This is a genomic window from Methylibium petroleiphilum PM1 (genome assembly GCF_000015725.1).
Classification (GTDB): domain Bacteria; phylum Pseudomonadota; class Gammaproteobacteria; order Burkholderiales; family Burkholderiaceae_C; genus Methylibium; species Methylibium petroleiphilum.
Map to the genome: position 1 here is coordinate 214680 of NC_008826.1, position 15828 is coordinate 230507.

The window sequence follows — 15828 nt, forward strand, 5'->3', positions numbered from 1 at the left end:
GGCGCCGGCGCTTGTTCGAGCCGGCGGCGTTTTCATGCCTCAGTGGCCTTGCGCAATCATAACACGTCGGTATAATCTGGACGAATCGAATTGAGCCTGGCAGCACCATATTGCCACAGGCGACCACCCCACCAACACCCCTCATCCAACCGCTTGATCTCGAACCTCCATTCACACCGCGCATTCCTTCTCGCCTTCCGCGGGGTGCGCGCATGACGCAACACACCCCGGGCGTGCCGGCACCTCGCGTGACGCTGGATCTGCGCCGGCCGCTCTACGACAGCATGGGCCACCTGCACTCGGTCATGTTCTGGAGCGGCTTGCAGCTGCTGACCGGGTCGCGCGGCTTCTTGTTCGTCTGGGACATGTCGGATGGCAGCTGCCTGATCCGCGGCCTGGCGCAGATGCGGCTGAGCAACGAGCGGCGTCGCTCGATGCTGTCGGCCGAGCCTGTGGGCGAGAGCGAGCGCCTGACATGGACGGAGTCGACCACCGTGATCGACCAGGCGCGTGCGCGCGCCGCCGCCATCCTGACCGCGCGGCGCGGCGCAGCGGCCGACCCGTCGAGCGCCTCGTGAGCGACGCGCCTTCCAGTGGATCGAGCCCGGCGGGCTTCGCCCTCGGCTTCTTTTGCGGGGCACTGGTGGCACTGATCCCGTTCGCGCAGCAGTTCGCAATCCACAGCGACCTGGCGGCCTATGGCGTGCTGTGCGCGGTGATCGCGCCGGCGACCGGGGCGCTGGGCTCGGCGATGCTGGGCTGACCCGTAGCCGCAGCTGTTCGCCATCCCCTTTCGCTAAGCGAAGGCAATCCCGCCTCCGTACGTGAAAGGACTCACATGAATTCGATTCAACCCGCCGCCGCGGCGCGTGTTCCGGCTTCCCTGCGGGCGTTCTTCGTGACGCCCTACGACCAGCACGCCGACCGCAACGGCCAGGAGATGACGCTCACCCGGGCGATCACCGCTCCCGACGACTCCCACGACCTCGAGGTCCTGCCGATGTTCGCGGCGCGCTTCGACGACGGCTTCGAGATCGAGGTCTGGCCCGAGGAGATCTCGTCCGGCGAGGTGGACGTGCAGGACTTCCTGCGCGCAGCCACCCAGGCCGCCGAAGCCATCCAGCTCTGAGGAGCCTGCGATGGTCATCGGCGCCTACGAGGTGACGACGGAGGCGCGCGGCTTCATGCCGTGCCGCTGGGTCGCCACATCCCCCAAGAAAGCAGAGCAGCTCGCGCACGACCTGTCGGTCAAGCACGCCAGCGACGATCGCTACCCGAACCCGTTCTGGTGCTCCGACGGTTCGCGCAACCTGGCCAAGTTCTACCGCGGCCAGCGTTTCGCCCCCGGGCAGACGATCTAACCCCTCCAGCCCCGCCCGTCGATGACGCGCGGGGCTCTTCCTTTTGGGGGATCGAGCCGTGGCGCGTCATCACCCGTGTTCGCCATCACCACTCGCAAGGCTCTCGCAAGGAGCCCTTTCCCCCCAACCTTTCCACTAGGAGTGACTCATGACCTACGATTTCGTCGGTTTCCTGTTCGGAGTGATCGGCGCCATTTTGGTGGCGCTCAATCACCCTTCGTCGTCCCGCTGGGGCTTCGTGTTCTACCTGGGCTCGAACGCGGCCTGGATCGGCTTCGCCCTGCACCGCGGCGAGAGCTGGCTGCTGCTGCAGAACGTCCTGTTTGCAGTGACCAGCCTTCTCGGTCTCTGGCAGTGGGTCGTGAAGCCGCGCCTGGCGCGGTCGCGAGGCCTGCGCCGCGCAACGGTCCATGACGTGACTTCGGTCGTGTTCAACCCGGGCGTGCTGCGGCGCGCCGGCTGAAGGAGGAACCCGAGATGGCCCTCATCGACACCACCGTTGCTGCACTGCGCCGGCGCCTCAGCGCCCCCGCTCTCGCACAGCTGTGTGAGGCCTATGGTCTGCACCCTCAGTACGAGGACGGCTCCACGGAGCTGCGCCTGACGCTGAAGGAGCTGACCGACCTCGGCTGGCGCCCCGCCAGCAAAGCCCTGGCCGACGAGCTGCCCATGGCAGCCTGACGGCATCGCCCACCTCTTCGGAGGTGGGCTTTTCTTTTGCGCCGCGCAAAGAAGAAAACCCGCCTCCGAAGAGGCGGGTTGGGTGAGGTTGTCTCGGGATCGATCAGTGGATGATCTCGAGGATGACGGGCTCGATCGACACGTCCTTCGCGGTCTGGCTGACCCATTCCCAGTAGCCGGCCGTCGTGACCTGGTGCGCAACGTCGTTGCGCCAGTGGGCCTTCGTGAGAACCGGGTGCTGTCCGCCTCCGGTCGGGTTGTACTTCTCGTCGAGCTGGTCTGCGTTGAGCCGCATGTCCTCGGCGTCGATGTGATCGCTGGACACGACGGTGCGTTGTGTGCGCATCGTTCTCCTTTCATGGTCGCGGGCGGGATTGCCTCGCCACCGGTGATGGTTCACACCCACGCGCACACCCCAGCTACTCGCACATGTTTCGCATATCCGTGTGTCAAGTTGACGCCACCGGCATACACATACGTGTTATGCTGCTTTGTAACCCTCAAGGAACCTCACAGACCATGAAACCCACCACCATTTCCGGCAAGATCGTGTTCAGCGGCGAAGGCACTGTCGACGGCGAGCTGTACAACTACGGCCCGCTGGAGATCCAGACGGCCGACGGCCTGGTCGAGCTGCCCCAAGTCGTGGTCCACAAGACCGTGCAGCGCGCGCTCACCGTCGGCTCGACGGTCGCGCTCTCGGTGAGCGAATCGACCGACAAGCAGGGCAAGCCGATGGCGCTGATCTGGGGCGCCTACGACTACAGCTCGAAGCGTGCGTTCTTCAACGAAGAAATGACCCAGGTCGCCAGCAGCTTCAAGTCGCAGCTGGCTTTCGGCATCGTCATGACGCTGGTCGGCCTGCTCTTCTTCGTCGTGCCCGGCCTGCTCATCGGCTGGCAGGTCTTGAAGGCCATGGACAAGGCCAAGCAGATGCCCACCGCCGACGAGATGCGCGCGCACGTCAACGAGCTTTCCGCGACCCCGCAACCGTCGATCGGCGCCAAGGAACCCGTGGCCGCCTGACCGACCTCCCGCAACCACAGAGCCCCGCGCACGACCATGTCGTGCCGGGGCTTCTTCATTTCCTGCTCGGTGTGGGGCATCTCGGCATGCCCGGACTCGCCCGCATGCGGCCCGGATCCCCCAACCCACAAGGAGATTGAAATGCTGACGAAAGAAGACGCCAAGTCCTGGCTGAAGACCGTGGTGTCCGCCCACGTGCCCTCGAACGCGACGAGCTACCGCTTCAAGATCTACACGGAGCAGGCGAGCGAGAACGCGACGCTGGGCATCCAGGTGGACTTGTCGCCCCAGGAAGGCAAGGTGGTCGAACTGACCGAAGACTGGTGCCTGGTCAAGACGGCCCGGACCGAGTTCTTCGTGAGCGCGCGCCACCTGCTGGCCAGCGTTCCCGAGGTCGGCTCGACGGTCAAGATCACGCCCTACGCGCGCCGCCAGTTCGACGGCCGCCGGCTGGACGAACCGGACACGACGGTCCGCGACGGCATCGTGTCGCAGGCCTTCCACATCGGCCGCACGAGCTCGGAGCTGCCGATCGACAAGGCTTCGCTGCGGTGCGAGCACCTGGTGGAGATGATCCGCCAGGTCGAGGAGATGAAGTCGCCCGACGGCGTGCGCCGCCTCAGCCAGGTCCTCATCGACGCCGGCGCCCTCACGGGCCCGGTGGCGTACAAGGATCCGGTCGAGGAGGACATCATCGCCATGCCGCCAACGCTGCAGTTCCGGGTGGCCTCGAAGAAGTTCTCTGGCCAGCTGAACATCGTCTACGACCGCGCCGGCGATGTCTACCGCGTCCAGCTGGTCGATCCGAACACCGCCGCGGTGGTGAAGGAAGTGGACTTCGTCTGCTTCAGCAACCTCGCGGAGACGGTGTTCGACCTGGTCGACGACGGCAGCTGGAAGATCGCGCAAGTCGAGATCCTGAAGCCGGCACCGAAACGCCGCGCCAAGAAGGCCGATTCGGACGAGCTGCAACAGGCCGCCTGACCAACCTCTCGTAACCCCACGCCCGCCGCGTTCCACATGGACCGGCGGGCTTTTCTTTGCCCATCACGTACGCGTCGGAGTAGCGCATCCCCGGGGTACCAGGCCGCGCAGAGGCCTTTCTGCAACCCCAAGGAGATCCCCATGTTCCAAGTCCCCAACGCACTGACCCGCCCGGCCTCGAAGGCGCAGTTCCACCGCGCCGCTGAAGCCATGCTCCGCTCGATGGCGGAGGATCTGGGCCAGACCCAGGTCGGCATCGAGATCGACTCGAACGCCACGAAGACGAGCTCGATGGGCTCGGTCAAGATGACGACGCCTTCGCTGAGCCTGGAGGTCTACATGGATGCCTTCGGCCCCCGTGAATCCCCCCGACTCATCTACCGCGACCGCTTCGGCAACGAGCAGGCGCGCTCCAAGTGGCTGTCCGACCTGGACGCCAGCGCTCGCAGCAACCTGATCCAGGAACTGCGCATCCTCGCTCGCAACGCCCGCCCGGGCACCTCGGCTGCCAGCCAGTCCAAAGGCGGATTCGTCCGCAAGTTCACCGGCCTCTTTGCGGCCTGAACCCCTCCGAAGCCCCGCGCAGCCATGCTGCGTGGGGTTTTTCTTTGCCTGGCCGGTATGCGCCGGCGTTCGTCATCTCGCCGGCATCAGGAGCATCCCGCCCCTGCCTCAACCAAGGAAACCCACCCATGAAGTTCTCGATGCCCTCACAGAGCTACACCAAGCTGTGCCACGCCAAGCCTGGCATGGTCGTCATGCTGGTCGACTCGAAGATGCAGCTGGACCAAGAACCCTACCTCGTCTGTGTCATTGCTGACGAGAAGAAGCGTTCCGCGCGCATCGGCATGTCGCACGGCCTGTACGATGACGAGCGTCGCCTCTTCCTGGTCAGCCTGAGCACCGGGCAGATGAAGGAGATGCCGAACTTGTCGTCGCGCGTGATCATGTTCCCCGATGCGGATCTGCAGCTCGGCCCGGAGTCCCCCAAGGACGCGCTGGCCAGCCTGGTGGCGCCGTCGAAGGAGCAGGCATGAGCACGGCAGTCGCCACGGCGCCGCGCTGCGGCCAGATGGCCCTGGTGTACGGCGGCTTGCGTCTGAACCTCCAGGTGCTCGAGTCGGCGGCCGGCTTCTACATCGGCACGACCCACGAGGACATGCCGTACAGCCGCGAGTCGGCCGAATACTGGCGAAAGCGCGAGGCGGCCGAGCAGGCCCTGGCCGACGGTACCTGGACGCAGCGCGACCAGCCGTAACCCCACAAGCCCGATGCGACCATGTCGTGTCGGGCTTCTTCTTTGCCCGCCTTCGCATTGCTTGGTTCGCATCACCAGGGGTCTAAACAACCTGGTGCACCGCCATGATCGATTGGCCCGCGCTTTCCTTCCCACCCGTGAACCTGCACAACGCGCCCGGCGGCACGCCGCGCGCACTCATCGCCTCCTTGGGTCTCCTCAAGGGCGTCGGCGCAGAACCCCTGCCTCCGCCCGCCCGGCCCGGCGCGGCACTTGTTCCTGCGGAACCAGTGCGGCCGGCCTCGTGAGCAGGCCTCACGCCCCCGTATCAGCCATTGCGCTGGACGGGGGCTCCTCTTTTGTGCATCATGTGGGCGTTTCGATACTGACAGGATTACCGCTACCTGTTACACTCTGGGGATGCATTCCCCCGAGATCTTCAACCTCCTCGAGCAGATTGCTGCGGAGAAAAAGTCGACCGGCAAGCTGGCGCTGCTGAAGGCGCACGCCGGCGACGCCACGCTCCAGCGCGTCCTGGAGCTCGCGCTGAACCCGCTGAAGACCTACGGGGTCAAGTCGCTGCCGCCACGCGGCGGATCCGGCTCCGAGCCGTTCGGCGACTGGCACTGGGCGCTGATCGAGCGCCTGCGCACGCGAGAGCTGACCGGCCACGCCGCGCGCGACGAGATCCGGCGCGCGCTGGGCGCGCTCGATGCCGGGTCTGCCGCCCTGCTGGGCCGCATCCTGCGCAAGGACCTGCGCGCTGGCATCAGCGACACCACCGTCAACAAGGTGTTCGCGGGCCTGATCCCCGAGTTCCCGTACATGCGGTGCTCGCTGCCCAAGGATGTCAAGCTGGCCGAGTGGCCCTGGGCGCGCGGCGTCTACAGCCAGATCAAGGCGGACGGCACGTTCGCCAACGTCAGCGTCGAGCAGGACGGGCAGATCTTCGTCACCAGCCGGCAGGGCTCGGAGTATCCGCTGGAGTCCTTCGGCGCGCTGGCCGACCACCTCGCCGCGGCGCTGGCGCCCGGCTTCCAGTACCACGGTGAGCTGCTGGTGCAGCGTCCGCAGGGTGCTCTCTGGGAGACCCTGCCGCGCGAGGACGGCAACGGCCTGCTGACCAGCATCCTCAAGGGCGGCGAGCTGCCCGCGGACCACCGCATCATCTACCAGGCCTGGGACATGATCCCGCTGTCGGTCGTGCAGCCCAAGGGCCGGTATGCCGTCGCCTACGAGGATCGATTCGCGCGCCTGAAGAGCCAGATCGAGTCGTCGGCCCAGCCGGACTCCCAGGTCTCGCTGATCCCCACGCGCATCGTGCACTCGCTCGAGCAGGCGTATGCGCACTACCGCGAGCAGCTGGCCGCCGGCCTGGAAGGCACGATCCTGAAGCGTCCGGACGCCATCTGGCGCGACGGGGACTCGAAGGAGCAGTGCAAGCTGAAGCTCGAGGTCGTTGTCGAGCTGCGCGTGGTCGGCTTCAACGAGGGTTCCGGCAAGAACGTCGGCGCCCTGGGCTCGTTCCAGTGCGTGTCCGAGTGCGGCCGCCTGCGCGTCGACGTGAGCGGCCGCGGCGACAAGATGCGCGCCGAGGTGTGGGCCAACCGCGAGGACTGGCTCGACGCCATCATCTCGGTGAAGGCGAACGACATCATGGAGCCGGAGTCCGCCGACGGCTACTTCTCGCTCTTCCTGCCGATCTTCCAGGAGCGCCGTCTGGACAAGAAGGCGGCCGACACGTTCGACCGCATCCGCGAGCAGTTCGACGAGGCGGTCAAGGTATGACCCGACTCGACGGCTTCACGTCGGCGCCCCGTGTCCTTCGCGTTCCGCTCAATGAGCTCGGACGCGACTTCATCGTGGGCGACATCCACGGCGCCTACGACATGGTGATCGAGGCGATGCGGCTGGTCAGCTTCGACAAGGAGAAGGATCGCCTGTTCGCCGTGGGCGACCTGATCGACCGCGGCCCGGACTCCTGGCGCGTCGCGCGCTTCCTGTCGCAGCCGTACGTCTTCTCGGTGCGCGGCAACCACGACCACAACCTGGTGAGCCTGTACGTCGGCGGCGAGCCCAACGAGGCCGCCCTGGACTTCATCGCGCCCCGGTTCGGCCTGCAGTGGTGGCTGGAGACCCCGCCCGAGCTGCGCGCGGACATCCTGCAGGCGCTCATCCGGCTGCCCGTGGCCATCGAAATCGCCACGCGCCGCGGCACGGTCGGCATCGTGCACGGCAACGTCCCCGCCGGCATGGGCTGGTCTGCCTTCCTCGTGCACCTGCAGCGCGGCACGCTGTCGGTGATCGACGAGGCGCTGGAGGGGCGCACGCGCATCGCCAACGGCGACACCAGCGGCGTTCTGGGCGTCGGCCGGCTGTTCGTCGGCCACACGCCGCGCCGCGGCGGACCGAAGCGCTACGGCAACGTCTACGCGGTCGACACCGGCGCGATCTTCAACGCGCTGATGGGCAAGGACCACTACGGCCTGACGATGGCCAACATCGAGGCGGCCTCCATGCCGCTGGTGCGCATCGGCGAGGACAAGGTCTCCCGGATCATCGCGATCCCCGATGCCGAGGAGGGGCGGCCCTTCGGCCTGTACGCGCGTGACCAGGGAGGCTCCGTTGTCTGACCTGATCGTCGACGCGGCGCCGCCGGAGGCCCTGCTCGAGCAGGTCGCGGTCACGCTCTCGCGCTACCGCTACCGGTTCAGCGACGAGGACTCGCTGCAGCAGGGCATCGCCAAGGCGCTCTCGGCCAACGGGCTGATCTTTCAGCGGGAGAAGTCGCTGAGTCAGCGCGATCGCCCGGACTTCCTCTTGACCGGTGGGCTGGCCATCGAGATCAAGATCGGCGGCTCCCTGGCTGACGTGCTGCGCCAGGTGGCGCGCTACGCGGAGCACGAGAGGGTGCGCGGCATCCTCGTGGTGGGCACGCCGGCCTGGCTGTCGCGCGTGCCGGAGTCGCTCGCCGGCAAGCCGCTGTTCCACCTCCGTCTTCTGGGCAGCCTCCTGTGAGCGGGCCCGCCAACACCTTCGGCACCATCACCCACGAAGGTGGGCGCTGGCGCATCGAGTGCGAGCCGCACGTGCGCACGAAGCTGCGCCGGCTGTTCCCGCAGGTGGACCAGCGAGCGAGCGAGGTGGTCTGGCTGTCGGACAGCGCCGAGAACAGCCGCGACCTGCTGTGGTTCATCGACCGCTACCCGATGTCGGTCTCGCCGATGAAGCTGCTGAAGGGCCTCTCAGCGGACCACGTCGAAGCGGAGAGCCTGGTCCACCAGCTGTTGAGCCGCGTGCGCGCGCCGGACCCGTTCGAGCTCGCGCTGCCGCCGCGCGACTACCAGGCCGCGGCCGCGTCACTGGCGCGCATCAAGTCCGGCCTGCTGCTGGCCGACGACGTGGGCCTTGGCAAGACGGCCACCGCCATCTGCCCGATGGTGATGCCCGAGTACCTGCCGGCGCTGGTGGTGACCTTGAGCCACCTGCCGCCCCAGTGGGTCAATGAGCTGCAGAAGTTCGCGCCGAACCTGAAGGTGCACATCCTCAAGAGCGGCCGCCCCTACGATCTGCTGGAGCGCCCGAAGCGGCGCCGCGGCGCGCCGGCGCAGACCGCGCTGTTCGACGAGGAGCTGCCGCGGCTGCCGGACGTCATCGTCTGCAACTACCACAAGCTCGCCGGCTGGGCCGAGACCCTCGCCGGGTTCATCCGCTTCGTCGTCTACGACGAAGTGCAGGAGCTCCGTGTGGCGGACTCGATGAAGTACGCCGCCGCCAAGCTGATCGCGAGCAAGGCTCGTCTGCGCATTGGCCTGAGCGCCACGCCGATCTACAACTACGGCTCCGAGTTCTTCAACGTCATCGACGTCCTGCTGCCGGGGGCCCTCGGCACGCGCGAGGAGTTCGTGCGCGAGTGGTGCGTCGACGACCGCATCAAGGACACGAAGGCCTTTGGCCTGTACCTCAAGCGCGAGGGGATCATGCTGCGCCGCACGCGCAAGGACGTCGGCCGGGAGCTGCCGCCGTGCCAGGCCATCCCGCACACGATCCAGTCCGATCGCGCCGCGCTGGACAAGATCAAGACCACGGCGGCCGAGCTGGCGCGCGTGATCCTCGCCGACCGGCAGCAGTACCGGGGCCAGAAGTTCATGGCCTCGGAGGAGTTCAATGGCCTGCTGCGGCAGGCGACCGGGGTGGCCAAGGCGCCCTACGTCGCCGAGTTCGTGCGCATGGTGCTGGCCAGCGAGGAGAAGGTCATCGTCTTCGCCTGGCACCGCGAGGTCTATGCGCTGCTGATGGAGGCGCTGGCCGAGTTCAAGCCCGTCATGTACACGGGCAGCGAGTCACCGAGGCAGAAGGAGGAGGCCAAGAACGCGTTCATCAACGGCGATGCGCGCGTGATGCTGATGTCGCTGCGCGCTGGCGCCGGCACGGATGGCCTTCAGCACGTGTGCAAGGTCGGCATCTTTGCCGAGCTGGACTGGAGCCCGGGCGTCCATGTGCAATGCATCGGGCGCTTCCACCGCGATGAGCAGGACGAGCCCTCGATGGCCTACTTCCTGCTGGCCGAGGACGGCTCGGACCCGGTCATCGCCGACATCGTCGGACTCAAGAAGACGCAGCTGGAGGGAGTGCGAGACCCCGATGCCGAGCTGATCGAGGAGCTGGAGATCGACGCCGGCGGCGTCAAGCGCATGGCCGAGTCCTACCTGGCCAAGCTGGGGCAGGGCGCTCCCGTGCGCACCGAGGCTGAAGAGGAGGCCCTTGCATGAGCACGACCCCGGCGAAGCAGAAGGGCGGTCGCTGGATGCCGGCCTTCGGTCTGATCGAGGGCGGCCGACTCGACGGCCACCGCTACCTGTTCCACGGGTTCGTGGTCCAGGCCGAGACGCTGCTTGTTGACGCGACGGTGTCGCGCCCGAACTGGCCGTTCCCCAAGCGCCAGCTTCTCTGGCCCGGCGACTACCAGACCCTGCACGCCGTTCCCGGCGAGCGCGCGAAGCGCATCGCGGCCGAGAGCCTGATCACCACGGCCTGGGCCTGCGCCCAGTCTGCGGCCTGAGGCCATGTTGGACGAACTGCTCGACCACGCACCGCCGGCCGGCGACTCGCTGTCCGACCCGGACTGGAGCCGCGGCGACTGGGAGGCCACGTGCCTCACGCGTCTGGTGCGCCAGCGCAGCTCGCACGACTGCGGCGTGGCCTGCCTGGCAATGGCTGCCGGCACGGCCTACGAGGACGCGCTTCAGACCTTCCGCGCCCTGGGCCTGGACGGCAAGCCGAAGCCCCTGTCCTCGAACTTCACCGACCTCGGCCGCGCGCTGCGTGCGCACGGCATGTCCTGCCGCCTGAAGCGCTGGGCCGGCTGGGAGGCATTCACCGGGCTGGGAGTGATCAAGGTCGGCAAGCGCGACGGCCGGCAGCGCGACTGGCACTGGGTGGTTGCCGAGGCGCACCCGGAGTTCGGCCTGGTCGTTCGAGATCCCGGTTCGCCTCTGGTCGCACTGCGCAACCCACCGCTGTCGGTGTGCTACCGGGACATCGACCGGATCGACCCCTATGGCAGCTGGCTGAGCGTCGCGCGCGCCGCCGGCGCCGCCGCCTCGCACCTAGCCTCGGCATGAGCGGCCTCTTCTGCATCCGGTGGGACGAGTGGCGCGGCAGCCTTGACGGCCGGCCGACCATGTGGATCCGCCGCCTGGCGCGCGTGCGCGGCTGGACGATAGACCTGCACAAGTTCGTCGGGCCCGACGACCCGGGCTGCTTCCACACCCATCCGTCCCGCGCCTTCCGGCTGGTTCTGGCCGGCGGCTACGTGGAGGAAGTGGAGGGCGGGCAACGCCGCGCCTGGCGCGTCGGACGCTTCGGGCTGGTCCGGCCGGAGCTGTCGCACCGCATCGAGCAGCTGCTCAACGGCCGCTGGTCCTACTCGCTCTGGATCCGCGGGCCGAAGACGCACAGGATCGAACTCCGCGGGCAGGGCTGGGATGCGCAGCGGGGCGCGGCGACCTAGGATTCGCGGTACGCCCGGGTGTTTTGCATCACGGTGGGTCAGGAGCATCCCGCCCTGCCTTTTCAAGGAACCCCACATGAACGCTACTGTCGAGACTCCCATCACCGCCGGCGACATCTCGGTGGACATCGAGCTGGACCACGTGCACCAGTCGGTGAACTCCAACCCGGACAAGATCCGCCTGGTGCTCCGCCCGCACCTGATCGCGCAGATCGCCAAGATCCAGGCCGGCCTGCTGGCCATGGACCTGGGCTACAGCGAGGTCACGATCCCGCTGCCCGACGACCTGCAGATGTTCGAGGACGGCGAGGAGTGGATCGAGGAAGAGAAGGACCCGGCCACCGGCGACTTCAACGCTTCGAGCACCTGGCTGCACGTCCAGCACAACACGCTGTCGGTCGAGATCTGGGACGAGCACGGTGACGACGAGCTGCACGGCAACGTGCTGATCTCCAGCATCCCCGGCCTGACCGAAGCGCTGCTTGCTGCGAAGGAACAAGCCCACAAGGACTTGATCGCCCGCCTCAGCTGACCCTGAAGCGCAACCCCTGAGCCCCGCCCGACACATTGTCGCGGCGGGGCTTTTCTTCTTTGCCGCCTTCGGTTCCTTCGCTTGTATTATCGGTACGTGTTATGTATCATGGCGGCTCAATGAAGATCGAACTCACCGCCCCACTCGCCAACGACCTCGTCGCTGCCAGCCCCTCGGATGAGCGGGCTGTTCGTCGTGCCTCGATGTACGACAAGAACGCCTTCACCATCGACCACGAGGCGCTCAGTCGCGCGGCGCTGGATGCTTTGTACGAGATCGCCAAGAAGCATGGCGAGCGCGGGCTGATGATGCAGCTGACCTCGCTGCGCAACGTCCTCGCGGCACCGGCCACGTCGAAGCTGGGCAACCTGAAGGCGCTCGAGCCCGGCCTGATCGCCTACCTGCAGCACGAATGCATCGACGGCTGGCTGTACCGCTACGGCGTCGGCGGCGAAGCCGTCCCGTTCCTGGTCACCAGCGTCGAATTCCAGCCCGCCGATCCGCGCAACGAGCGGCCGGCCTATGTGAAGGTCGGCTACTGCTGGAACGCCATGGGCGGCTTCCACCAGGAGCAGATGCGCTTCGAGCTGTCCGACGTGCAGGGCAAGACGATCCCCGAGGTGCTAGCCAAGTACCAGTTCGTGCACGAATCGCCCGAGCTGAAGGAGGCCTACTCCGCCCATCTTGCCCGGTACCTGGAGCTGCGCGACCTGCACGGCAAGCAGTTCCGATGCACGGGCCTGGCGATCACCGCGGAGCGCTACGGGCGCTCGGACTACAAGGCTGCCGGCGCGCGCATGGTCAACGACGAGGACACGGTCCCGCGCAAGGACTACCGCGTGGGTTTCTCGGGCTCGGTTCGCCTGCGCGCCTCGATGGAGGACGACGAGGTCTTCTCGACGGTCCCGATGCACCCGTTCATCTTCATGTACGACCTTCACCGGCACATGCACGCGTGGGTCCACGCCTCGAAGGTCGAGATCTACAAGTACGACAAGTCGGTCGGCGCCAAGCTGGTGCTGCCGGAAGTGCACCGCGACCTGGTCGACGTGCTGACGCAGGACATGGACGTCCTGGTCGAGGACATCGTGGAGGGCAAGTCCGGCGGCACGATCGTGCTTTGCAAGGGCGGCCCGGGCCTGGGCAAGACGCTGACCGCTGAGGTCTACAGCGAGATCGCCGAGCGCCCGCTGTACCGCGTGCACTCCGGCCAGCTCGGCGTGGAGGCGGCCGCCCTGGAGAAGCAACTGGGCACGGTCCTGGACCGCGCTAAGCGCTGGGGCGCCATCCTGCTGATCGACGAGGGCGACGTCTATGTCCGCGCCCGTGGCAACGACCTGGACCACAACGCCGTCGTGGCGGTCTTCCTGCGCGTGCTGGAGACGTTCGACGGTCTGCTGTTCATGACGACGAACCGCGGCGACGAGATCGACGACGCGATCGTCAGCCGCTGCATCGCGGTCATCAGGTACGAGAAGCCGAACGAAGAGGACTGCAAGCGCCTGTGGCGGATCCTGAGCACGCAGTTCGGCGCCGAGCTGAGCGACCAGTTGATCGACGAACTCGTGGCGTCGTTCGGCTGTCTGGCCGGCCGCGACATCAAGGGGCTGCTCAAGCTGACGGTGAAGTTCTGCCGCCGCCGCAACGAGCCGTTCTCGGTCGAGACGTTCCGCCGCTGCGGCCAGTTCCGGGGGCTCGTCTGATGGCCGCGCCCGCTTTCAAGCCCGGCATGTGGGCCATGAGCGCCGACGAGGTGTACAAGCCGATGCTCGGCCGCATCCGCGACGTGCACTCCGACGGATCGATCGACGTGGTGATCTACGCCGCCGACGGCCAGCGCCGCGGCCGCGTCTCTCCGGCGATGGGTGGCCCGCGCGGCTTCGAGCCGTGCTGCGGCGCCCAGAACTGGATCCCCATCGAGCGCCCCAACTTCGAGCTGCTCGCCACGAAGCGCTACGACTACCGCGACTGCCTGAAGCCCCTCGTGGCCGAGGAGCCCTGAGCATGGCACGCAAGAGCAACAACGGACGCGACGGCGCGCTCATCGACACCTGGACCTGGAAGTACCGCGGCATCGAGGACGACCTCAGCGCGCACCTGCGCGGCGAGGAAGACGAGCCTCATGGTGCCGATGGCGAGATGCACCGCAGCGAGGACAAGCGCCCGCTGTTGGTCAAGGAACAGGTCATCAAGATCGAGGTCCGGCTGCTCAAGGACCTGGCCGACGAGGCCTTGCCGCGCACCGTGAAGGCGGTGGAGTTCGCGGTCATCTGCCGCGAGCTCGACATCCGCCTGGTGGGCAGCGACATCGAGGCGCTGCGGGTCGCGCTGTGGGCGAAGCTGGAGGCGGCCCACGAAATCACCTGGGAGCGGTGGTATCTCGTTCAGATCGCCTCGGCCCAGTCGTTCGTCGGCGACCAGGAGACGGGCTTCGCGCTCAGCCAGAACACGATCTACCGCGGCGTGACGCGCGACGGTACGCTCCTGATGCGCGAGTACGAGCGCGGCCGCACCTTCGGGCCCTGGCGCTACAAGCCCTGGCCCGGCGAGTACCAGGACAAGGGCGGCCACGTGATCGCCTGCATCCCGGCGACATCCGCCAACGACAAGGCGCTGTCCGAGTTCCGTTCGCGCATCCTCGAGCTGCAGCGCCGTCTCAGCGACCTGGTCAAGCCCGCCGTGATCCTTCAGACGCTGGCCAACCTGTCCGCGGTCGGCCTGCCGGCGCCAACCCGCGAGGGCGACGCCGAATGAGCGCGCTTCGCCAAGCCGAACTGTTCGACCACGTCCTGGAGGCCTACGGGGCCGCCAGCGCGCCCTTGTCCAACGCACAGCTCTACCGCGAGGTCGGCGAGCGCGCCGGCATCGACCCGGAGGCCTGGGCGGAACAGATCCCGCTGGGCCCGGACCAGCCCGGTCACAGCATGCTCAAGCGCCGCGTGCGCTGGTACCAGCAGACCCTGCGAGAGCTCGGGCTGCTGCAGCGCGATGCCGACCGTGGCCGCGGCTTCTGGAGCATCACCCCGAAAGGGCGCCGCAAGCTGACGCCCGCCGAGCCCGGCCGCGTGCTGCTCGGGTTCAGCACCGACCTGGGTCTGGCCCTGTGGGCGGATGCCGGCGACGTCTTCCTGCACGTCGACGAGCCCATCGCGCTGTGCCTGAGCAGCCTGCCGTATCCGCTGGCGCGGCCGCGCGCCTACGGCAACCCCACGTCGCACGAGTACGTGGACTGGACCATCCGGCTGCTCGAGCCGATCGCGAAGCACCTGATGCCTGGCGGCAGCATCTGCCTGAACCTGTCGAACGACATCTTCGAGCCCGGCTCGCCGGCACGCTCGGACTACCTGGAGCGTCTGGTGATCGCGCTGAAGGACCGGCTGGGCCTGTGGAAGATGGCGCTCGACCCCTGGGTCAACCCGACGAAGCCGCCGGGCCCGATCCGCTGGGCGAGCATCACGCAGCAGCACCTGAACGTGGCCTGGGAGCCGGTCTACATCTTCTGCAACGACCCGGTGCTGTGGATGGCCAAGAACCAGCGCGTGCTGGAGCCGCACAGCGAGCGCCATCTGGCCTACGTGCGCGGCGGCGGCGCCAAGCGCGCGAAGACCAACGGTGACGGCGCGTACCGGCTCTACCCGGGCAGCTTCGGCCGCGAGACGGCCGGTCGCATCCCGAAGAACGTCCGCATCCTGCCGCATCGCTGCGCCGACAAGGAGCGCGCCCGCAAGCTGGCGATCGAGCAGTCCCTCCCGGTGCACGGCGCGACCATGCCGCTGAAGCTGGCCCAGTTCTACATCGAGTACCTCACGGAGCAGGGCCAACTCGTCGTCGACCCGTGCGCGGGCTGGGGCACGACCGCCAGGGCGGCCGAGATGGCCGGGCGCCGCTGGCTGACCACCGAGCAGATGGGCGAGTACGTCCTGGGCGCCTCGAACCGCTTCGTCGACGCCGACGGGTTCGAGCTGTTCGGCGCGATGCGCCACGCTGCCTGAAC

At 67.5% G+C, this 15828-nt stretch carries 24 protein-coding genes; 23 read left to right on the forward strand and 1 reads right to left on the reverse strand.

Annotation, left to right across the window (positions count from 1 at the left end; all coding sequences use genetic code 11):
* Nucleotides 1–212: 212 nt before the first annotated feature.
* The 6 genes from MPE_RS20590 to MPE_RS20615 all read left to right on the forward strand — a co-directional run bounded on the left by MPE_RS20590 (nt 213) and on the right by MPE_RS20615 (nt 2042).
* The gene (locus MPE_RS20590) at nt 213–578 is read left to right on the forward strand and encodes a hypothetical protein (protein ID WP_011831618.1); all 366 of its coding nucleotides are present in this window, start codon (nt 213–215) and stop codon (nt 576–578) included.
* Nucleotides 575–763: a hypothetical protein gene (locus tag MPE_RS20595; protein ID WP_041930383.1), complete on the forward strand. Its 189-nt coding sequence runs from the start codon at nt 575–577 to the stop codon at nt 761–763. Before MPE_RS20590 ends, MPE_RS20595 begins: the two co-directional genes overlap by 4 nt.
* Nucleotides 764–838: 75 nt before the next feature.
* A complete protein-coding gene (locus MPE_RS20600; protein WP_011831619.1) occupies nt 839–1129 on the forward strand; it encodes a hypothetical protein in 291 nt (96 codons plus the stop codon).
* 10 nt (nt 1130–1139) lie between these two features.
* The gene (locus MPE_RS20605) at nt 1140–1361 is read left to right on the forward strand and encodes a hypothetical protein (protein ID WP_011831620.1); all 222 of its coding nucleotides are present in this window, start codon (nt 1140–1142) and stop codon (nt 1359–1361) included.
* 148 nt (nt 1362–1509) lie between these two features.
* Nucleotides 1510–1824, forward strand: coding sequence for a hypothetical protein (locus tag MPE_RS20610; RefSeq protein WP_011831621.1), 315 nt, complete (start codon nt 1510–1512; stop codon nt 1822–1824).
* 14 nt (nt 1825–1838) lie between these two features.
* Nucleotides 1839–2042, forward strand: coding sequence for a hypothetical protein (locus MPE_RS20615; protein WP_011831622.1), 204 nt, complete (start codon nt 1839–1841; stop codon nt 2040–2042).
* A gap of 103 nt (nt 2043–2145) precedes the next feature.
* Here the strand turns inward: MPE_RS20615 and MPE_RS20620 are convergent, their stop codons facing one another.
* Nucleotides 2146–2388 carry a hypothetical protein gene (locus MPE_RS20620; RefSeq protein ID WP_011831623.1) on the reverse strand — a complete coding sequence of 81 codons (243 nt, stop codon included), beginning with the start codon at nt 2386–2388 and terminating at the stop codon, nt 2146–2148.
* A 173-nt stretch (nt 2389–2561) separates the two neighbouring features.
* On the opposite strand from MPE_RS20620, the gene MPE_RS20625 reads away from it, so the two are divergent.
* From MPE_RS20625 to MPE_RS20705, 17 genes are all read left to right on the forward strand, one after another.
* The gene (locus tag MPE_RS20625; RefSeq protein WP_011831624.1) at nt 2562–3068 is read left to right on the forward strand and encodes a hypothetical protein; all 507 of its coding nucleotides are present in this window, start codon (nt 2562–2564) and stop codon (nt 3066–3068) included.
* Between the two features lie 141 nt (nt 3069–3209).
* Complete coding sequence (locus MPE_RS20630) at nt 3210–4052, forward strand: hypothetical protein (RefSeq protein ID WP_011831625.1); 843 nt, start codon at nt 3210–3212, stop codon at nt 4050–4052.
* Nucleotides 4053–4193: 141 nt separating this feature from the next.
* On the forward strand, nt 4194–4616 hold the full coding sequence (locus MPE_RS20635) for a hypothetical protein (RefSeq protein WP_011831626.1): 423 nt from the start codon (nt 4194–4196) through the stop codon (nt 4614–4616).
* Between the two features lie 128 nt (nt 4617–4744).
* Nucleotides 4745–5089: a hypothetical protein gene (locus MPE_RS20640; protein ID WP_011831627.1), complete on the forward strand. Its 345-nt coding sequence runs from the start codon at nt 4745–4747 to the stop codon at nt 5087–5089.
* Nucleotides 5086–5310 (forward strand): hypothetical protein, encoded by a 225-nt coding sequence (locus tag MPE_RS20645; RefSeq protein ID WP_011831628.1) that lies wholly within the window; start codon nt 5086–5088, stop codon nt 5308–5310. Before MPE_RS20640 ends, MPE_RS20645 begins: the two co-directional genes overlap by 4 nt.
* 399 nt (nt 5311–5709) lie before the next feature.
* A complete protein-coding gene (locus MPE_RS20650; protein ID WP_011831629.1) occupies nt 5710–7077 on the forward strand; it encodes an ATP-dependent DNA ligase in 1368 nt (455 codons plus the stop codon).
* On the forward strand, nt 7074–7922 hold the full coding sequence (locus MPE_RS20655) for a metallophosphoesterase (protein ID WP_011831630.1): 849 nt from the start codon (nt 7074–7076) through the stop codon (nt 7920–7922). The genes MPE_RS20650 and MPE_RS20655 overlap by 4 nt, the downstream gene beginning before the upstream one ends.
* Nucleotides 7915–8307 carry a hypothetical protein gene (locus MPE_RS20660; RefSeq protein ID WP_011831631.1) on the forward strand — a complete coding sequence of 131 codons (393 nt, stop codon included), beginning with the start codon at nt 7915–7917 and terminating at the stop codon, nt 8305–8307. The genes MPE_RS20655 and MPE_RS20660 overlap by 8 nt, the downstream gene beginning before the upstream one ends.
* Nucleotides 8304–10061 carry a DEAD/DEAH box helicase gene (locus tag MPE_RS20665; RefSeq protein ID WP_011831632.1) on the forward strand — a complete coding sequence of 586 codons (1758 nt, stop codon included), beginning with the start codon at nt 8304–8306 and terminating at the stop codon, nt 10059–10061. Before MPE_RS20660 ends, MPE_RS20665 begins: the two co-directional genes overlap by 4 nt.
* Complete coding sequence (locus tag MPE_RS20670) at nt 10058–10351, forward strand: hypothetical protein (RefSeq protein WP_011831633.1); 294 nt, start codon at nt 10058–10060, stop codon at nt 10349–10351. Before MPE_RS20665 ends, MPE_RS20670 begins: the two co-directional genes overlap by 4 nt.
* A gap of 4 nt (nt 10352–10355) precedes the next feature.
* Nucleotides 10356–10913, forward strand: a complete 558-nt coding sequence (locus MPE_RS20675) for a hypothetical protein (RefSeq protein ID WP_049820953.1) — start codon at nt 10356–10358, stop codon at nt 10911–10913.
* Nucleotides 10910–11302 carry a hypothetical protein gene (locus MPE_RS20680; RefSeq protein WP_011831635.1) on the forward strand — a complete coding sequence of 131 codons (393 nt, stop codon included), beginning with the start codon at nt 10910–10912 and terminating at the stop codon, nt 11300–11302. The genes MPE_RS20675 and MPE_RS20680 overlap by 4 nt, the downstream gene beginning before the upstream one ends.
* Nucleotides 11303–11378: 76 nt before the next feature.
* Complete coding sequence (locus MPE_RS20685) at nt 11379–11834, forward strand: hypothetical protein (RefSeq protein WP_041930384.1); 456 nt, start codon at nt 11379–11381, stop codon at nt 11832–11834.
* 119 nt (nt 11835–11953) lie between these two features.
* The gene (locus MPE_RS20690) at nt 11954–13537 is read left to right on the forward strand and encodes an AAA family ATPase (protein WP_041930385.1); all 1584 of its coding nucleotides are present in this window, start codon (nt 11954–11956) and stop codon (nt 13535–13537) included.
* Nucleotides 13537–13836, forward strand: a complete 300-nt coding sequence (locus MPE_RS24365) for a hypothetical protein (protein WP_011831638.1) — start codon at nt 13537–13539, stop codon at nt 13834–13836. The genes MPE_RS20690 and MPE_RS24365 overlap by 1 nt, the downstream gene beginning before the upstream one ends.
* 2 nt (nt 13837–13838) lie before the next feature.
* On the forward strand, nt 13839–14588 hold the full coding sequence (locus MPE_RS20700) for a hypothetical protein (protein WP_011831639.1): 750 nt from the start codon (nt 13839–13841) through the stop codon (nt 14586–14588).
* The gene (locus MPE_RS20705) at nt 14585–15826 is read left to right on the forward strand and encodes a site-specific DNA-methyltransferase (protein WP_011831640.1); all 1242 of its coding nucleotides are present in this window, start codon (nt 14585–14587) and stop codon (nt 15824–15826) included. Before MPE_RS20700 ends, MPE_RS20705 begins: the two co-directional genes overlap by 4 nt.
* Nucleotides 15827–15828: the final 2 nt, after the last annotated feature.

Coding starts and splice junctions, on each gene's coding strand:
- MPE_RS20590 (WP_011831618.1), top strand. CDS start 213: ATGACGCAACACACCCCGGGCGTGCCGGCACCTCGCGTGACGCTGGAT.
- MPE_RS20600 (WP_011831619.1), top strand. CDS start 839: ATGAATTCGATTCAACCCGCCGCCGCGGCGCGTGTTCCGGCTTCCCTG.
- MPE_RS20605 (WP_011831620.1), top strand. CDS start 1,140: ATGGTCATCGGCGCCTACGAGGTGACGACGGAGGCGCGCGGCTTCATG.
- MPE_RS20610 (WP_011831621.1), top strand. CDS start 1,510: ATGACCTACGATTTCGTCGGTTTCCTGTTCGGAGTGATCGGCGCCATT.
- MPE_RS20615 (WP_011831622.1), top strand. CDS start 1,839: ATGGCCCTCATCGACACCACCGTTGCTGCACTGCGCCGGCGCCTCAGC.
- MPE_RS20620 (WP_011831623.1), bottom strand. CDS start 2,388: ATGCGCACACAACGCACCGTCGTGTCCAGCGATCACATCGACGCCGAG.
- MPE_RS20625 (WP_011831624.1), top strand. CDS start 2,562: ATGAAACCCACCACCATTTCCGGCAAGATCGTGTTCAGCGGCGAAGGC.
- MPE_RS20630 (WP_011831625.1), top strand. CDS start 3,210: ATGCTGACGAAAGAAGACGCCAAGTCCTGGCTGAAGACCGTGGTGTCC.
- MPE_RS20635 (WP_011831626.1), top strand. CDS start 4,194: ATGTTCCAAGTCCCCAACGCACTGACCCGCCCGGCCTCGAAGGCGCAG.
- MPE_RS20640 (WP_011831627.1), top strand. CDS start 4,745: ATGAAGTTCTCGATGCCCTCACAGAGCTACACCAAGCTGTGCCACGCC.
- MPE_RS20645 (WP_011831628.1), top strand. CDS start 5,086: ATGAGCACGGCAGTCGCCACGGCGCCGCGCTGCGGCCAGATGGCCCTG.
- MPE_RS20650 (WP_011831629.1), top strand. CDS start 5,710: ATGCATTCCCCCGAGATCTTCAACCTCCTCGAGCAGATTGCTGCGGAG.
- MPE_RS20655 (WP_011831630.1), top strand. CDS start 7,074: ATGACCCGACTCGACGGCTTCACGTCGGCGCCCCGTGTCCTTCGCGTT.
- MPE_RS20670 (WP_011831633.1), top strand. CDS start 10,058: ATGAGCACGACCCCGGCGAAGCAGAAGGGCGGTCGCTGGATGCCGGCC.
- MPE_RS20675 (WP_049820953.1), top strand. CDS start 10,356: ATGTTGGACGAACTGCTCGACCACGCACCGCCGGCCGGCGACTCGCTG.
- MPE_RS20680 (WP_011831635.1), top strand. CDS start 10,910: ATGAGCGGCCTCTTCTGCATCCGGTGGGACGAGTGGCGCGGCAGCCTT.
- MPE_RS20685 (WP_041930384.1), top strand. CDS start 11,379: ATGAACGCTACTGTCGAGACTCCCATCACCGCCGGCGACATCTCGGTG.
- MPE_RS20690 (WP_041930385.1), top strand. CDS start 11,954: ATGAAGATCGAACTCACCGCCCCACTCGCCAACGACCTCGTCGCTGCC.
- MPE_RS24365 (WP_011831638.1), top strand. CDS start 13,537: ATGGCCGCGCCCGCTTTCAAGCCCGGCATGTGGGCCATGAGCGCCGAC.
- MPE_RS20700 (WP_011831639.1), top strand. CDS start 13,839: ATGGCACGCAAGAGCAACAACGGACGCGACGGCGCGCTCATCGACACC.
- MPE_RS20705 (WP_011831640.1), top strand. CDS start 14,585: ATGAGCGCGCTTCGCCAAGCCGAACTGTTCGACCACGTCCTGGAGGCC.